12 protein-coding genes and 6 pseudogenes are annotated in these 16,840 nt (G+C 71.8%); 8 read left to right on the forward strand and 10 right to left on the reverse strand.

Annotated features, from left to right (window positions below):
- Window positions 1-2 precede the first annotated feature (2 nt).
- The 4 genes and pseudogenes from UG55_RS11940 to UG55_RS35865 form a co-directional block, all read right to left on the reverse strand.
- On the reverse strand, window positions 3-521 hold the full coding sequence (locus UG55_RS11940) for a methylated-DNA--[protein]-cysteine S-methyltransferase (protein ID WP_066067068.1): 519 nt from the start codon (window positions 519-521) through the stop codon (window positions 3-5).
- Window positions 522-557: 36 nt separating this feature from the next.
- On the reverse strand, window positions 558-2,246 hold the full coding sequence (locus UG55_RS11945; RefSeq protein WP_066067070.1) for an AlkA N-terminal domain-containing protein: 1,689 nt from the start codon (window positions 2,244-2,246) through the stop codon (window positions 558-560).
- Window positions 2,247-2,389: 143 nt separating this feature from the next.
- The coding region (locus UG55_RS35860) for an EAL domain-containing protein (protein WP_242424207.1) at window positions 2,390-3,018 on the reverse strand (629 nt) is incomplete at its 5' end.
- Between the two features lies 1 nt (window position 3,019).
- Window positions 3,020-4,612: pseudogene (locus UG55_RS35865) on the reverse strand (diguanylate cyclase domain-containing protein); the annotation flags it as partial.
- A gap of 652 nt (window positions 4,613-5,264) precedes the next feature.
- On the opposite strand from UG55_RS35865, the gene UG55_RS11960 reads away from it, so the two are divergent.
- The 5 genes from UG55_RS11960 (at window position 5,265) to UG55_RS11975 (ending at window position 9,951) form a co-directional block, all read left to right on the forward strand.
- The gene (locus tag UG55_RS11960; RefSeq protein WP_066067072.1) at window positions 5,265-5,672 is read left to right on the forward strand and encodes a YccF domain-containing protein; all 408 of its coding nucleotides are present in this window, start codon (window positions 5,265-5,267) and stop codon (window positions 5,670-5,672) included.
- A gap of 251 nt (window positions 5,673-5,923) precedes the next feature.
- A complete protein-coding gene (locus tag UG55_RS45310; protein ID WP_255360467.1) occupies window positions 5,924-6,049 on the forward strand; it encodes a hypothetical protein in 126 nt (41 codons plus the stop codon).
- The gene (locus UG55_RS11965) at window positions 6,046-7,437 is read left to right on the forward strand and encodes a cystathionine beta-synthase (protein WP_066067074.1); all 1,392 of its coding nucleotides are present in this window, start codon (window positions 6,046-6,048) and stop codon (window positions 7,435-7,437) included. Before UG55_RS45310 ends, UG55_RS11965 begins: the two co-directional genes overlap by 4 nt.
- A 67-nt stretch (window positions 7,438-7,504) precedes the next feature.
- Entirely contained in the window at window positions 7,505-8,662 is a 1,158-nt protein-coding gene (locus UG55_RS11970) for a cystathionine gamma-synthase (protein ID WP_066067076.1), read from the forward strand.
- 293 nt (window positions 8,663-8,955) lie between these two features.
- Complete coding sequence (locus UG55_RS11975) at window positions 8,956-9,951, forward strand: hypothetical protein (RefSeq protein ID WP_066067078.1); 996 nt, start codon at window positions 8,956-8,958, stop codon at window positions 9,949-9,951.
- A 782-nt stretch (window positions 9,952-10,733) separates the two neighbouring features.
- Here UG55_RS11975 and UG55_RS11980 read toward each other — a convergent pair.
- The 5 genes and pseudogenes from UG55_RS11980 to UG55_RS11990 all read right to left on the reverse strand — a co-directional run.
- Complete coding sequence (locus tag UG55_RS11980; protein ID WP_396230877.1) at window positions 10,734-11,060, reverse strand: hypothetical protein; 327 nt, start codon at window positions 11,058-11,060, stop codon at window positions 10,734-10,736.
- Window positions 11,061-11,328: 268 nt separating this feature from the next.
- A pseudogene (locus UG55_RS35875) lies at window positions 11,329-11,436 on the reverse strand (acyl carrier protein); the annotation flags it as partial.
- A 1-nt stretch (window position 11,437) separates the two neighbouring features.
- Window positions 11,438-11,565, reverse strand: a pseudogene (locus UG55_RS35880) (acyl carrier protein); the annotation flags it as partial.
- Window positions 11,565-11,872, reverse strand: a pseudogene (locus UG55_RS35885) (methoxymalonyl-ACP biosynthesis protein FkbH); the annotation flags it as partial. The pseudogenes UG55_RS35880 and UG55_RS35885, both read right to left, overlap by 1 nt.
- Before the next feature lies 1 nt (window position 11,873).
- Window positions 11,874-13,685, reverse strand: a pseudogene (locus UG55_RS11990) (HAD-IIIC family phosphatase); the annotation flags it as partial.
- 750 nt (window positions 13,686-14,435) lie between these two features.
- Between UG55_RS11990 and UG55_RS11995 the strand changes: the two are divergent.
- From UG55_RS11995 to UG55_RS47050, 3 genes and pseudogenes are all read left to right on the forward strand, one after another.
- On the forward strand, window positions 14,436-14,996 hold the full coding sequence (locus tag UG55_RS11995; RefSeq protein WP_066067086.1) for a flavin reductase family protein: 561 nt from the start codon (window positions 14,436-14,438) through the stop codon (window positions 14,994-14,996).
- Window positions 14,997-15,029: 33 nt separating this feature from the next.
- Window positions 15,030-15,487 (forward strand): NADPH-dependent FMN reductase (locus UG55_RS12000; protein ID WP_242424210.1); only part of this gene is annotated, 458 nt, incomplete at its 3' end.
- A gap of 1 nt (window position 15,488) precedes the next feature.
- A pseudogene (locus UG55_RS47050) lies at window positions 15,489-15,578 on the forward strand (NADPH-dependent oxidoreductase); the annotation flags it as partial.
- Window positions 15,579-15,632: 54 nt separating this feature from the next.
- On the opposite strand, the gene UG55_RS28455 reads toward UG55_RS47050, so the two are convergent.
- On the reverse strand, window positions 15,633-16,559 hold the full coding sequence (locus tag UG55_RS28455; RefSeq protein WP_128422951.1) for a hypothetical protein: 927 nt from the start codon (window positions 16,557-16,559) through the stop codon (window positions 15,633-15,635).
- Between the last annotated feature and the right edge of the window lie 281 nt (window positions 16,560-16,840).

The following is a 16,840-nucleotide window of genomic DNA, read 5'->3' on the forward strand; positions in this document are numbered from 1 at the left end:
GGTCAGAGGAGCGAGAGACCGGCGACCCGCTGCTCAAGGGCCAGCAACTGGCGCTTGCGGTCCAGCCCACCGCCGTAGCCGGTGAGGCTGCCGTCCGAGCCGATCACCCGGTGGCAGGGCACGATGATGCTGATCGGGTTCCTGCCATTGGCCAGCCCGACCGCCCGCGAGGCCCCGGGCTGACCGAGTCGGTGGGCCAGATCTCCGTAGGAGACCGTCTCGGCATAGGGGATCTCGCGCAGCGCCGACCACACCCGGCGCTGGAAGTCCGTGCCGGCCGGCCGCAGCGGCAGGTCGAAGGTCGTTCGCCGGCCGGCGAAGTACTCGTCGAGCTGGCGGGCCGCCGCGGCGAGCAGCGGGTCCTCCTGGTGGTCGCCGAACCAGGCCGGCTCGGGGAGGTGGCGCCCACCCTCCATGAACACCCCGACTATCGCCCCCTCGCGGGCCACCAGGGTCAGCGGCCCGATCGGGCTCGCCACGACAGCGTGGCCGCGCCCGTCCACGTCATCCATCTCGGTCATCCGTCTCGGTCATCCGTCTCGCTCACCTCGGTCTGGTCACAGGTCAAGGGGCCCTTCCGCCGTGGGCGGCAGCGCGGCGACACCGGCGGCGCGGGCGCCGAGCAGGTGCTGCGCGGCGTACGCGCGCCAAGGCCGCCAGGCGGCGGCGCGACGAAGCAGGGCGGCGGGGGTGGTCGGCAGCCCGAGCCGCTCCGCGCCGCGCCGGACACCCAGGTCACCGGGCGCGAACGCGTCCGGGTCACCGAGCGCCCGCATGGCTATGGTCTCGATCGTCCACGGTCCGATGCCCGGCAGGCCCGCCAACATCGCCCTCGTCCGGTCCCAGTCACCGCCCGGGCCGAGCTCGACGTCACCGGCCGCCACCGCGGCGGCCAGCCCGGTGAACGCCCTCCGCCGGACGGCGGGTCCGGGCAGCCGCACCCCGGATCCCCGCGCGAGGTCGGTGACACTGGGCCACAGGTGGGTGAGCCCGCCGTCCGGGTCGTGCACCCTGGTCCCGGTGGCACGGACCAGCCTGGCGGCCTGTGTACGGGCGGCCGCCACCGTGGTCTGCTGCCCGATGACCGCGCGCAGCGCGAACTCGGCCGGGTCGACGGTGCGGGGCACGCGGCGACCGGGCGCCCGCGCGACCAGCGGGGCCAGCGCGGGGTCCGCGGCGAGCTGCCCGTCGACGGCCGTCGGGTCCGCGTCCAGATCGAGCAGGCGGCGGCAGCGGGCGATGACGAGGCCGAGGTCCCGCACGTCGGTCAGTGCCAGCCGGCACGCGATCTGATCGGGCAGCGGGCGCAGCGCGATGATCGCATGGCCCCCCGGCGTGCGCATCGTCCGGCGGTAGGCACCGTCCCGCCATTCCTCGACGCCGGGCACCGCGGTTGCGACAAGGTGACCGAACAGGCTGGCAGCATGCAGCGGCGCCCGGAACGGCAGGCGCACCGTCATCACCGCGACCAGGTTGGATGCCCCGCCCGGCGTCCCGTGCGGCTCTCCAGGCACTTCGGCCGACGCCTCTTCCAACGCCCCGGGCGCACCGACCGGCGACACCGCTGCCGGTGCGGGGATCCGGGCACGGACCTGCCCATTCGGGCGCGCATCGGTGGCCGGCCGGGCGCGACGGCGCAGGTCACCGGGGGCGGCGGCAAAGATCTCGCGCACCGTGCCGTTGAAGGCGCGGAGGCTGCGGAAGCCGGCCGCGGTTGCGACGTCACCCATGCTCATCGCCGTCGTCTCAAGCAGGAGCCGGGCGGTCTGGGCCCGCTGGGCGCGGGCCAGCGCGAGCGGCCCGGCACCGAGCTCGGCGAGCAACTGCCGCTCGATCTGGCGGGGACTATAACCGAGCACAGCGGCGAGCCCCGGGACACCCTCGCGGTCGACGACGCCGTCGGCGATGAGTCGCATCGCCCGGGCGACGACGTCGGCCCGGTGGTTCCAGGCGGGTGAGCCGGGGCTGGCGTCCGGCCGGCAGCGCCTGCACGCCCGGAAGCCCGCGCGCTGGGCGGAGGCGGCACTCGGGTGAAACCGCATGTTCTGCGGCTTGGGCGGCCTCGCCGGGCAGCTGGGACGGCAGTAGATGCCGGTGGACGTGACCGCGACGAAGAACCACCCGTCGAATCGGGCGTCCCGGGACCGCACCGCCCGCTCGCACAGCTCCGGGTCGAGAGGCGATGTCGCGGGCACCTGTCCAGGATTCGCGCCCGAAGCCGGTCCGGTCCAGCGAGAATCCGACATCACGCTGGGGCGCATCCGGCAGCCCGCGCGCGACACCGCGACACCGCGACACCGCCGCACGGACGCACGGACGCACGGACGCACGGACGCAGCGCGGTGCCGCGGCACCGCGGTGAGGGAGCGAACCTTTGTCGCGTCGTCGGTCAGCTGGCGGCGACCGCGCGGCGGAGCAGCGTCCCGGCGAACTCGTCGGCACGCACCGGCTCGCCGAACAGATGTCCCTGCCCCAGGTCCGCGCCGAAGCCACGCAGTGCCGCCGCCTGCCGCGGGGTCTCGATGCCCTCGGCTGTCACCGACAGCCGGAGCTTGCGCGCGAACTGCACGATCGCCTCGACCAGATGGTCGTCCCGGCCTGGTTCCGTGCCCTGGCCGAGTTTGGCGACGAACAGCCCGGCCAGTTTCAGCCCGCGTACCGGCATGGTGGACAGGTAGGCGAAGTTCGACCACCCCGTGCCGAAGTCGTCGATGACGATGCGCGCGCCGAGCGCGCTCAGCCCGTGCAGGGCGGTGACCTGCTCTCCCCCGGAGTCCAGCAGGACCGTCTCCGTCAGTTCGAGCTGGAGCCGCTCCGGCGGGAGGCCGGTGTGCGCCAGGATGCCCTCGACCACGCCCACCAGGCCGGGTTCCCGCAGCTGGCGAGCGGAGAGGTTCACGCTGACGAACATGTGCGCCGGCCAGTCCCGCGCCACCTCACAGGCCCGCTCAAGCACCCACTGCCCGAGCTGGACGATGAAACCCGAGTCCTCCGCCAGGTCGATGAACTCCCCCGGGCNGGTGGGGCCGAGGTGCGGATGGTCCCAGCGCAGCAGCGCCTCCGCCCCCGCCACCGCCCCACCGACGAGGTCGACGATCGGCTGGTACGCCAGCGAGAACTCGCCGCGGGCGAGCCCGGGACGCATCGAGCGAGACAGCAGGCCGCGGGTCGCCTCCCGGGTCCCCCGGTCCGGGTCGAACGCTGTCAACCGGTTCTTTCCACCGCTTTTCGCCCAGGTCAGCGAGGCGTCGGCCGCGGCGATCAGGTCGGCCGGCCGGGTCTCGGCGGCGGCCATCTCGACCACCCCGATGCTGCAGGTGACCGGCAGGTCACGGCCGTCGACGCGGACGGGGTCGCGCAGCACCGCCAGCGCCCGCCGGGCCAGTGCCGTTACCTCTGCGAGGCCGGCGCTGTCCGGGACGAGGATCACGAACTCGTCACCGCCTATCCGGGCCACGGTGCGTTCCGCCCGCGGGCGCTCGAAGGCGGCACCCCACCCGGCGGGCCCCGCCGAGATGATCTCCGGGCGGGCCTCCGGCAGCCGGCCGTCGGGCAGCCGGCGGGCCGGGATCGCGGTGGGCGGGCACACAGCCGGCGGAGGGGTCGGGACCGAGGCCGCGACCAGGTCGTCGAGCCGGCGGGCGACCTCGACGAGCAGCTGGTCGCCCGCCTCGTGACCGAAGCCCTCGTTGATCATTTTGAACCGGTCGAGGTCGAGGTGGCAGAGGCCGATCCGCGTCGCGGGCGTCGCGTCCCGGAACGCGGCCTCCAGCCGCTCGAGGAACGCCGCCCGGTTCACCAGCCCGGTGAGCGGATCACGCCGGGCATGCGAGCGGATCTCCTCCTGCAGGCGTCGCCGCTCGGTGATGTCCTCCAGCATCGCGACGCCGAACCAGTCCCCGGCGCCGGCCCGCGTGGTCGTCAGGGTCATCGCCACCCACATGGGCGTCCCGTCGGGACGCAGGATGCGGCACTCTCCCCGGGAGCGGCCGCGCCGGGCCTCCCGCCACAGCCGGGCGACCACCTCGCGGTCCGCCGGGTGGACGATCTCGTGCAGCGGCCACGCCACCGGCGGGCGCTGGCCGGCGAGGCCGAGGATGTCGAGCGCGGCGTGGCTGGCTTCCAGGATCCGTCCGGTGCGGTCGGCGACGATCATGCCCAGCGCGGCGCCGCTCATGACCGCGTGCAGTCTGCTCTGGGAGATCTGCCGTTCGCGTTCGGCGCGGACCCGGGCGCCGAGCTCGGCGCGCCGCAGTGCGGCCTGGCCGTCACGGGTGTGCTCCCGCAGGGTCTCGGTGTGGCCTCGGACGAGCTCGCCAAGCAGGTCCGCGATCCGCTCGCCTGGCATCCGCGAGCCGGCGGCTCCCGCGCAGGCCCGGGCCAGATGGCGGCCGAGCAGCCGAACGGTGCGGCCAAGCGCCTCACCGGACGTCACCTGACCCCGCACCAGCCGGACACCGATGTCATATCCGACCTCGGGTCGGAACGGCTCGGCGTTCACCGCCCGGAGTAGATCCACCGCCAGGCGTGACAGCCAGGCGCGGGCCTCGCCGGCGGCGAGTGGCAGGAGATCGACCGCGGTGATCTCGGCGAACCACTGGTCCACCAGGTCNGCCGTCTCGGTCTCGATCGTCACCGGATACCTCAGTCCCGCCCGTTGAGTACCGCTCCCGCTTTGCCGCTCATTCACCGGAACTGTGCGCTCACATCGCGTTATCATCCCGACAAAACGGTCTATTTAGCCAACGCCGCAAACCGTACTCCAGTCTGCGTGGCCCGAGCGGCCGACAGCCCATGGGCGCCATGCCGAGGATTGCCGCCCCGCCATCGTTTGGCGGTCGCGGAACGGGGCATCCAGCCACGGCGGCCACGTCCGGAAAGCACTATGAGGCCGTCGGCGTCGCACTTATCCTGTGAGGATTGCCACGCCACGCGAAGCCCCGTTCCCGGCCGGTCCGCCGGAAGGACAGGAAGGAGACGGGAAATGCCGCCCGGGGGTGCCCGCCGAACGGCCCGAGCAGAGGGGCCGCCCGACCCGAACACCCTGGCGACCGTGGTAATGAGCGAGCGACAGCCGTCAGCCCGTCCGGGGTGGTCCGTCCGGGGCAGGAGGTCCGGGCCTGTCCGAGCCATCGAAGCCCGCGCCACCTCGGCTCCCGGACCCGGGGTCGGGTAACGCCGAGGATCCCGGGGGCAGCCCCCGAATCCGAGCGACGACACCCCGAGCACGGCACTCGGACACGGCCCAGAGAGGCGGGACTCAGATGCGCATCCTACTCAATGTGATCTGGCTGGTGCTGTGTGGAGTCTGGCTGGCGATCGGTTACGCGCTCGCGGCGCTGATCTGCTTCCTGCTCATCATCACGATTCCGTTCGGGATCGCGGCCCTGCGCATGGCCAACTACACCCTGTGGCCCTTCGGCCGCCGGGTGGTGGACAAGCCGAGCGCCGGAAGCGCGTCACTGGTCGGCAACGTCCTGTGGATCCTGTTCGCCGGCTGGTGGCTGGCGCTCGGCCACCTGACGACGGGCGTCGCCCTCTGCCTCACGATCATCGGCATCCCCCTGGGGCTGGCCAACTTCAAACTGATCCCGATATCCCTGCTCCCGCTGGGAAAGGACATCGTCTCCGCGGACGATGATCGAGCCCCTTACGGGCCGTCCATCCGATAGCGACAGCGCGCTACCGTGCGCCGGTAATTCCGGCCCGCGGGTCNCCGTCCCGACCAACGAAGTAGCGAATCCCGCGCGCAGACCGTTTCGCCCCCGCATTCCCGCCGGGTACCACCTCGACGCTGTCACACCACCACTTCGGGGAATCCCGGGGATACATCGCGTATCAGCGGGGTCTCAGCGGGGTATCGGCCTGGAATCGGTGTGGGAGTCGAATCAACTGCCTCCGGTCGCGCCCGCGGTGTCTCCCCGTGTCCGGCCCGGTCTTCGCGGAGCGGAGCGGGGAGACCACCGGTAGCGTCCCACCCGGCGGCTGTTCCACCGACCGGCTCGCCCGGTCGGCGGGAGCGGAGGTCCTCGGCGAGGGGCAGACATGAACGTCTACGACCACATCACCGATCTGGTCGGCGGCACGCCGCTGGTACGGCTGACGCCGACGATCGCCGACACCACGACGCCGGTGCTCGCCAAGCTGGAGTACCTCAATCCCGGCGGCTCGGTGAAGGACCGCATCGCACTGTCCATGGTCGCCGCGGCCGAGCGGGCCGGCCAGCTCCGCCCGGGTGGAACGATCGTCGAGCCCACCAGCGGCAACACCGGTGTGGGCCTGGCGATGATCGCGGCGCGCCGCGGCTACCACTGCGTCTTCACCATGCCCGACAAGATCAGCGAAGAGAAGCGCGCCGTTCTGCGGGCCTACGGCGCGGAGGTGGTCGTCTGCCCGACGGCGGTCGCGCCCGACGACCCCCGCTCCTACTACTCGGTCGCGCAACGGATCGAGCGCGAGACCCCCGGGGCGTGGCGTCCCGACCAGTACTCCAACCCCGAGAACCCGGCCGCGCATTCGGCCACCACCGGGCCCGAGATCTGGCAGGCCACCGAGGGCAGGATCACCCACTTCGTGGCCGGCATCGGCACCGGCGGCACGATCAGCGGAACCGGCCGCCATCTCAAGGAGGTCAGCGGCGGCGCCGTCAAGGTGATCGGCGCCGACCCGGAGGGCTCGGTCTACTCCGGTGGCAGCGGCCGGCCCTACCTCGTCGAGGGCGTCGGGGAAGACATCTGGCCCACGACCTACGACAAGTCCGTGGTCGACCGGGTCGAGGCCGTGAGCGATCGGGAGTCCTTCCTGATGACCCGGGAGCTCGCCCGCCGGGCGGGAATCCTCGTCGGTGGCTCCTGCGGGCTTGCGGTCGTCGCCGCGCTGCGGATCGCCCGCGAGCTCGACGCCGCCGGGACCACCGACGGCTGTGTGGTGGTGCTTCTCCCCGACTCCGGCCGCGGTTACCTCTCCAAGATCTTCAACGACGAGTGGATGTACGACAACGGTTTCCTCGACCCTCCCTCGGACGAGCCGACCGTCTCCTCCGTCCTCGCGCACAAGGCCGCCCAGACCTCCGGGCCGCCCGACCTCGTCCACGTGCACCCCGACGAGACCGTCGGCGCGGCGATCTCCTACCTGCGCGAGTACGGGGTCTCGCAGATGCCGGTGGTGCGTCATGAGCCCCCGGTCCGGGCGGCGGAGGTAGCCGGTGCCGTGCTGGAGCGCGATCTGCTGGACGCGGTCTTCGCCGACCGCGCAACGGTGGGCGCCCCCGTCGTCGAGCACATGTCGGCGCCGCTGCCGACCGTCGGGGCCGGTGAGCCGCTGTCGGTACTCGTCTCGGCGCTCGGCGCGGACCCCGCCGCGCTCGTCCTGAACGAGGGAAACCCCACCGGGATCCTGACCCGGGCCGACCTGCTGGGCTTCCTCGCCTCCCGCTGACGCCCCGGCTGCCGGCGGCGGGGTGTCCGTCCCGGAGGTGGCCCGGGCACCGTGCGAGGGTGGGTCCATGACTGATCGCAACGCGGAATTCGAGACCCTGGCCGTGCACGCCGGCCAGGAGCCCGACCCTGCGACCGGAGCGGTCGTGGTCCCCATCCATCCCGCGTCGACCTTCGCTCAGGACGGTGTGGGCGAGTTGCGGGCCGGCTTCGAGTACGCCCGCTCGGGCAACCCCACCCGCGCCGCCCTGGAGACCAGTCTCGCCGCGCTCGAACACGGTGCCGCCGCGCTGGCGTTCGCCTCCGGGCTGGCCGCCTCCGACGCGCTGCTACGCGCTGTCTGCCGGCCGGGCAGCCACGTCGCCATCCCCGCCGACGCCTACGGCGGCACCTACCGTCTGTTCGCCCGGGTGCTGGCCGAGTGGGGCGTGGAGCACACCGCTGTCGATCTGAGCGATCCGGCCGCGGCCGCCGCCGCGATCCGGCCGGGGTCGACAGCGCTGGTGTGGTGTGAGACACCCACGAATCCCCTGCTCGCCATCGCGGACATCGCCGCCCTCGCCGGTGCCGCGCACGGGGGCGGCGCGCTGCTCGTCGTCGACAACACCTTCGCCTCGCCGTACCTGTGCCAGCCGCTGCTCCTGGGCGCGGATGCCGTCGTGCACTCGACGACGAAGTACCTGGGTGGGCACAGCGACGTGGTGGGCGGTGCCGTGGTGGCCGCCTCGTCCGAGCTGGCCGACCGGGTGCGTTTCATGCAGAACGCGGCCGGTGCGGTCCCCGGGCCGTTCGACGCGTGGCTGGTGCTGCGTGGGATCAAGACCCTGGCGGTGCGCATGGACCGGCACTGCGCGAACGCCCGCGAGGTCGCGGCGCTGCTCGCCGGCCACCCGGCGGTGCACACGGTCCACTACCCGGGGCTGCCCGGTCACCCGGGCCACGAGGTCGCGTCCAAGCAGATGCGCGACTTCGGGGGCATGGTCTCCTTCCAGCTCAGCGGCGGTGCCTCCGCGGCACTGGCGGTGTGCGCCGCCACCCGGCTGTTCACCCTCGCCGAGTCGCTGGGCGGGGTCGAGTCACTCATCGAGCATCCCGCCCGCATGACACATGCCTCGGTCGCAGGCTCACCGCTGGCGGTGCCCGACGACCTCGTCCGGCTCTCGGTCGGCATCGAGGCGGTCGACGACCTGCTGGTCGACCTCGAGCAGGCACTCGACGCGCTGTGACTCGCGGCCTCCGACCCACAAGTCAGGAGAAATCCGCGCATCCGCAACCGGACAGAACACAATTTTCAGATAACGCACACCCACCAGCAGGTCAGAGTGGCAGGGTTGCGACGAACCCGTTACCAGATGACGAAAGTCCCGAGATCCGGCCATGCCGGCGACAGAGCGCGTTGAAATAGCTACCCTCGGAGCAGCTTCGCGATCATCTCTCTCCGGAGACTAATCATGAGATTACGTCCGGATCATCCGGGCCTCTGCCGCCGTGACCGGACAACGACGCCCAGGAGTGCGGGATGGACGAAGCGGCGGACAGGCGGCTGGTGGTTGCCACATGCGCGGCCACAGCCGCTCTCGCGTTCGGGGGATCACGCCTCATGATCTCGCCGGATGACCGGGGTACGGACTCGCTCGCCCGGATCGAGACCGGCCTGGCCACCATGGCCCGCCGCTGGGAGACGATGGCGCCCTCGGACCTGGTCGAACGGCTCAACGTCATCGCCCGGCACACCGAGGCCATGGCTGGTCGGCACCAGCCCGCCGGGCTCCGCCGGGACTGGCGGCGAACTCACAGCCGGGTACTCCTGATGTCGGCGGTGGCGCAGGGGGACGGCGGGCTGTCGGCGCGCGCGGTCGTGTCGGCGCGCACAGCACTCGTCCTCGCCCGCCATGTGGGTGACGCGCCGACCGCCGCTCACGCCGGCGTCGTACTGGCCGAACTGGCCGCCTACACCTTCGACAGCCCCGACGACGGGCTCTCCCTCACGCTGGCCGCCCGGGCCACCGCCCCCCACTCCCACACGGCGATTCTGGCCATGACCACCGAGGCCAACATCCGCGCCGGCCGTGGTGAGCCTGCCGACCGGGTGATGGAGGTGGTGCGGGAGGCCGAGGAGCTCGCCCGCGAGATGCCCCCCGCCGCCCAGGGCTACGCGCTGGACGGCCTGCACCCGGGCTATCTGCCGACCTTCGGCGGCGCGGCGCTGGTGGGCGCGGGCGCGCTGAACGAGGGCCGCCGCCGGCTCGCGACCGCGGCGACGATGTTCGACCGTTCACGCGCGCCCGGGGCACTGGCCGCGGTACGCCTCTACCAGGCGTCCGCCGCGGTGCATGCCGACACTCTCGACGAGGCTCAGACGCTGGCCACCCGGGCGCTGGCGACCTCGGCCGTACGACCCACCGCCTGGCTGACCGACGGAATCATGTCCCTGGCGACCCGGGCCCGGCGCCGTGGAGCCGACTGGACGGGGCTGGTGGCCCAGGCCCGGGAATGGGCTCCGGCCGCCGTGTAGATCCGCCCGGGGTCGATGCCGCGACCGCCACGACGCGCCCACCCGACCACCCCCCGGACGGACCAGGCGACAAGAACCACCAGCAGGCCCCCGACCAGTAGCACGACGAACGCGGCGAGCACCGGAGAGCCAGTCAGCGCATCAACCAGCCAGCTCCCGTGTTTCTCGGCCCCTCCGAGCACGGAGTGTCCATTCATGCGAATAGGCGGGGGCGTCCGCAGCGCGGCCGGGGCCGACGGCGGAGCAACGGAAATCTCAGATAGCGAACTCAACGACACGGCCGGCACGGTAGCGGATGCTCGATTGGTCTTATCAAGTGACCTGATCATTCGCAGAGAAGTGCAGCCCGGATCGCTCAGCTTCCTTTCCTTCGGATGCTTCGTCAACGCATAGACAATTGACGCATCTACCCTGGACGACCTCTCACCGAGGCCCTTCCGTCAAGAATTATCCGTAGACAGACGATAGTGCGAAAAGGCCGCGTAAACCAGCAGCGAATGCACACCATACGCTCAGGTGCTCCACCTTTGCACGCCGCCCGAGCGGCCCGGCCTCCGCGCGTACCCGGCTCCCGCTCGCCGCCGGCCCCCACCCCGGCCCGTCCGGCCGAAGGCCCCCGAGGCGGGCCCCGGCCCCGGTCGCGCATGACGCGTGACGCGACACCGCTACTCCCACCCGGTCAGCGCGGGCCGATGCGGCCGCGCCCGTAACGTTCCAGCTCTGGCCGAATCGGTACGGGCGCGCGACAGCCACTCCGTGCGCCAGCCGCGGAGCCGACCTGGTCAGGCCGGCGGAACGACCGAGCTGGGGGGAGTAGCCGGGATGACCGGGGCAGCCGGCGCGGCATGGGCGCGTGGTCGCATGATCCTCGCTGGGGCGGCGAAGACGGTCGACCCGGCGGGGACATCCGTTGTCACGATCGAACCTGGCCCGATTCTGACGTCGTCGCCAATTGTGATCGGCCCGATCAGGTGTACGCCCGGGGCGATATCCACCCGGGCACCGATCTTCGGGACGTCCTCGGGCGGCGCGGTCATTCCCACATAACCAATGGTCACCCCATGGCGAATGATCGTGTCATCGCCGATCACACAGTGCCGCGGAATCATCACCGCCTGATGGTGCCCGATGTGCACACGACGTCCGATGCTGGCGTCGACGGAGATCTCGGTGCCGTAGACGTTGCGTATCAGGACGTTGTTCACGACCNTGAAGGCAACCAGGCCGATTCGGCCGACCAGACCCCCGCGGCGCTGGCACCACCGGCCGAACCGGTGAACAGCGAGCGCCTGGTAACCAGGATGCAGTCGTGAGCTGTAGTGGACCGCCCTGTCCTCGCGGAGCTGCTTGCGCAGAGGAAGAGCCGCGTCCGCCGCCTCATCGAACACCGCATAGCTCCTCGATGCATGCGCGCAGCTCACCGACGTTCGCGAAGGAGGAGAGCAGTTCGTCCGGAATACTCACGTCGAACTCGCTCTCCACCGCNTAAATCAGGTTGATGTGAGCCAGGGAATCCCAGCCCGGGACCTCGTCCGCCGTGGTCGCGTCCGTGACGACCAGGTCGTCGTCACTGAAGATCTCTCTGAAAACCTGGGCAAGGCGCTCGCTCACCATCAGCCGGCCACTTCTTCCATCGTCCGTGCGGATGCGTTCAGTTCGGTGGTTCCGGTGGCCCGCGACCGGGACCGCGGCGCACTCGCCGCCGGCGGGCTCGGGCGGGCGTCGACGATCCGGATCAGGCCGGGTCGTTCCGGAGCCTGTGTCACCGGAAGCCACCAGTGGGTGGCGCTGTCCGTGGTGGGGAGCGGCCGGAAGCCCAGCCGGGGATAGAGGTCCGCCACCAGAGCGTTCTTCGCGGTCGGCAGATAGTGACCCCGGACGGCTGCGCAGCCGAGCCGCCGCGCCTCCGCGCAGATCAGCCNGATGATCTCGTCCTCCAGCGTGCGGCCGATCACCCGGCAGCTCATCAGCCAGGTGTCCACGTCCAGCACCGGCGTTCCCTCGTCGAGCACACGCCGGGCGATCACCACCGCCACCAGGCCGTGATCGGCGAACCGGTCGACGAGCCGCACACAGAGCACCGCGGCCGACGGATCGGCCGCGAGATCGGCGACCTCCGCCTCCCCGCGCCGCCGGGTGGTCAGGTTGAACTGATTGGTCTTACCGATGAGCTGGGCGACGCGGGGAAGCGTCAGCTCGTCGAGCCCGACCACGGTCGCCACCATCTCCAGCCCACGGTGGAACTCCTCCAGTGTGGAGGCGGAGGCGGCCAGCTCGGCGGCCCGCGCCCTGGCTCGGTACTGCTCCGTACGGGCGGAGTCCTCCTCCGTGAGTGCACCCGACTCGAAGAAGGGGTAGTCGGCGAGCGCACGTACGTAGCCGTGGGGGCTCTTCGGCAGGGCGATCACATCCACCTCGGGAACGAGCTGGCGTACCACCTCACGCTCGGCCGGGTTGTCGTCGACGAAAACGAGGGAATCCAGGCCGATGCCCAGAGTGTGGGCGATCCGCCGGATCTGCGCGGGCTTGTCGTCCCAGGACGCGCTGAACATCGCGATCTCGTCGAGCCGCAGCCGCATCGCGGGATGCCGCTCGAATGCCTCGCGGGCGTCGGCGTCGTTGTTCTTCGAACAGACCGCGAGGATCACACCGCGCTCGCGTAGCAGGGCGACGTACTCCTGGAACGCGCTGAACGCCTCACCGACCGGGCCGTCCCCCAGCGCGATTCCGGCGAGCCCGTCCTCACCCAGCACCCCACCCCACAGTGTGTTGTCGAGGTCGAGCACGAGGCACTTGCGGCTGGTGCCCAGCTGGGCCCCCACCACCGCGCCGGTGTGCCGGGCCAGCGCGGGAACATGCGCCAGGGACACCGCCTGCTTGGCGCGGTGCCAGTAACGCGGGTCGAACCAGTCGCGCTTGCCCACCGTCGCCGCGAGACGCTCGCAGTCGACGAAAGCGACCTGGCCGGCCCCGAACCCGAACCGTGACCCGGGGTTGGTACCGCTGCCGCCGTCAGTGTCAGCGCGGGAGCCGGAGCCGCCGTCAGCGGCGGCGGGCATCGCCGCGGCCGCACCGAGAGCCGCGTTCAGCGCCGCGAGCATCGACGACCGCGCGCCTGGCGTTCGCCGGGCCAGATGACCGAACGGGTCGCTCTCCGGCAGTACGAAGGTGTGCTGGACGACCCGGGCACCGAGCCGCGAAACGATGGCCTCCCACAGTGAGGTCCACCGCGTGACCTCCGCGGCGACCGCCTGGTCGGGGTCACGGGCAAACGACGGGAAGGCCGTGTCCCCCGCGTGTACCGCGAGGACCACGACGTCGGGACCGAAGCGGTGAAGGCCACTCGCCGGATCGAGAACCTCCTGCCTGTACTGGCCATAACCGCACTCGTACACTTCGGCGGCCACACCGGCGCGCGCCGCGGCGAGCGGCAGGAGCGCCGCGAACTGCGAGGTGGTGTAACTGCCGAGCACCGCGACCTTCGCCGGCCGCAGCGGCAGATCGGCGGCGGGGAGCGCGCGGCGCAGCACGCCGGCGGCCGCCGTCCAACAGGCGAGGTCTCCCCCGGCATCAGTCGCCGCCAGCGCCCACCGCACGGCCGCGGTCGGATCACCCGCCCGCTCGTGGGCCAGAGCGAGATCACGGCACAGCCCGGCCGTCGGCACCTCGGCCGTGGCCGCCGCGGCGGTCAGGTTCTCGACGCTTCGCGGACCTGTCCGTACGGGATCAGCCATAGATCGAATTCCTCCCCGGGCGCCGCGCAGAGGGCGCCTCCATCGTGGAGATACAAAACAAACCCTACCCTTACGTAAGAGTCTCCACGGTCGTGCTGGGCACGTCCGATGGAAAGCGAGAAGACACCGAACGACCACGGCGTACTGCCCGGAAAGCCGGCGTGCACCTGCGTGAGCAGGCCCGGAGCCCTAGCCGGACGGCCAGCGTGCGGGCCGCCCGACGGGGCCGGCGCCGCTCCCGAGTCCGGAAATCCTGGCATCAACTCGCGGCACCAAGGAGTACCTGTGTGGTCCGCCCAGCACTGAGACACGCAGGCGGGCACAGGGGCGCGGACCCCCGACGAGGTGCGGTGACCCAGCGGCAGGCGGAGGCTGGGCACCGCGGCGTGACATCGCGCGGTGAGGCGACGCGGCGGCGCGGCACCGGTGGGACGCGACACCGGTGGGACGCGGCACCGGTGGAGCGGAGAGGTGGGCCTGGAGAGCGCGGGCCGGCGCGGGCAGCGGAATCCGGGAGAATCGCCCCGCTCTCACTGCCGGATCAGGAGACCTGCGCGCCGGCGGGCAGCGCAACGGCCGCACCACGGTGACGTAACAGCAACGACACCTCTGCGCGTGACCGTACCGGCAACGCCCCACACCAACCGGGCCAGCGCGGACTGGTCCCGGCCCACGTTATGGCACTACTCGCCGGTTCATCTCCGGTCTCCCCTGACCGGTGCCTGGCCGGCCCAACCCGCGGAGGCACCGATGACCCAGGCAACGCGTGGCGTGATCGCGCAGCGCCAGCCCCGGGAGGACGTGGCGACACCCACCGCGAAAGTGTTCGCCGCGACCGAGGCCGCGGACTTCCGCGCCGTCCTCGGCCATTTCTGCTCGGGCATCGTGATCGTCACGGCGATGGACGGATCCGAGCCGGTGGGAATGACCTGCCAGTCGTTCAGCAGCGCGTCATTGGAACCACCTCTGGTGATGTTCCTCCCAGCCCGGTCGTCCACCAGCTACCCACGGATCCGCGCGGCCGGCAGCTTCTGCGTCAACGTGCTCGACAACGCGCAGGAGCCGATATCCCAGCAGTTCGCGCGGAGCGGTACCGACAAGTGGCGCGGGATCGCCTGGCGGCCGGGTGAGAACGGAGCGCCCGTGCTCGACGGGGCACTCGCCTGGATGGAATGCTCCCTGCACCGCGAGTACGATGCCGGAGATCATGTCATCACCCTTGGGCTGGTCGAGCGTCTGGGTGCCGCCGCCGCCGGGGAACCACTACTCTACTTCCGGGGCGCCTACGGCCAGTTCTCGGCACGCTCCTGATCCGGATCGCGTGAACCACAGAAGGGTTGATCGATGCCGCAGCGCCGCGTTCTGAGTGTCGTGGGCAATCCGAAACCGAACTCGCGCACGCGCGCGGTCGCGGAGGCGGTGGCGGCCCAGGTCGCGGCCGCCTTTCCCGCCGGTGTCGAGACAGTGGCCGAGGTGATCGAGGTCAGCGCACTGGGTCCGGGGCTGCTCGGTTGGGGTGATCCCGCCGTCAAGGAGGCCGTCGCCTCCATGCGGACGGCGGACGTCCTGGTTGTCGCGACTCCGACCTTCAAGGCCACCTACACCGGCCTCCTGAAGTTGCTTCTCGACCAGATCGGTCAGGGCGAGCTGGCCGGTGTACCGACGGTGCCCGTGCTGGTGGCGGGTGCTCCCGAGCACGCACTGGCGGTCGAGGTGCACCTCCGCCCGGTGCTGGTGGAGATCGGCGCCTCGTGCCCGACCCGCGGTGTGTTCGTGCTGGACTCGACCCTTCCCGAGCTGCCNGCGCAGCTTGAGGCATGGGCGGCGGGCAACGTGGCCGCCATCACCGCGCTCGCCGAGGCACGGGCCGCGGTACCGCAGAACCTGGGCTGAGGCGGTCACCCGCGCCCGGCACCGCCATCCCGGTGGCCGCAACCGGGCCGGCGGTCACCCGCACTGCCGGGCCGACTCGGCGGGGGCGCCCCAGACGGAGACCTCGGGCAGCTCGAAGTCCAGAACACCGGCCTGCTCCCCCTCACACCCCTGCTCACCCGCGGAGGCCGGCGTCGTCGGCGCCGCCGCTCCTCCGGCTCGCGGGCCGTTCGCCAGCGAGCCCTCCACGGGCGAACCGGCCGAGCCCGAGGTGCCCGCGGCGGACCGGTCGTCCGCCCGCGGCGCCGGCCCCTGAGGGTTACCCGGCACACCAGCCGGGCCGGTCGACGGACCGCCGCCCACCGCGGCGCCACCACCACGCGCTCCGCCGCCCGTGGTGCCGCCGCCCGTGGTGCCACCGCCCGGCGCAGGTGCTTCGGCCGGATAGCCCGGTGTAGCCGTGGCCGTGGCCGTGGCCGTGGCCGGCGAGGATGAGGGGGTCGATGAATGATCTCCCCCACGAGGCTCGGGCGACCCGCTCGGGGTCGGGAGATCACCGGGAGCCCGCTGGCCACCACCGTTGCCGGATCCGGGCGGGGAACCGTCCTCCTGCCGGCCCGAGGCAGGAGGGGCGGGCGGCCTGCCGACGGTACCCAGCCTTGATGAACCGGCCCCGTAGGTTTCGGGGAACTGCCGGGCCTCTGCTCGCGGGAGCCCGGTTGCCAGGTCGCCCACCTGCCTCTTAGCCCGATGCCCGAAGTCTGGGCCCGAGTTCGCTTCCAGCGGGCGGGCGGCCACCGTCGTGTCACCGCGGCTGCCATCCGGCGCCAGCGCGCCGAAGGTCGCCACAGCGACCGTGAAGCTCGCCGCCGTCACGAGGCCCGCGACCGGCCGACTATCGATCATCAGACGGGTCACGTGCCCGCGAACCAGGCCCACGATGCCGATGACGAGCGCACTCATGGCCAGCGCCGCCACCACACCGCCTACGGCAGTGATCACAGCTGTCTCCGCGACGTCACGGCTACCCGCATTCGTCCCCCAGGCGCACCGATCCGATGTCCGCGGGAACTTACCTCACCAAGAGTGCCCGAGGCGTCACCGGAACAGGCGTGTCGAGGGGTGCGCACGAAGCGCGCCCACCGTCCGCAGAGCAGCTCCCCCTCACCGCTGCGACGCTCGTCCAGCCGGCTTCTGCGCCGCCGGCTTCTGACTCGGCTTCTGCGCCGCCGGCCTCTGCGTAGCCGGCCTCTGGCTCGGCTTCTGCGCCGCGGGCTTCTGCG

Source organism: Frankia sp. EI5c (assembly GCF_001636565.1).
Lineage (GTDB): Bacteria > Actinomycetota > Actinomycetes > Frankiales > Frankiaceae > Parafrankia.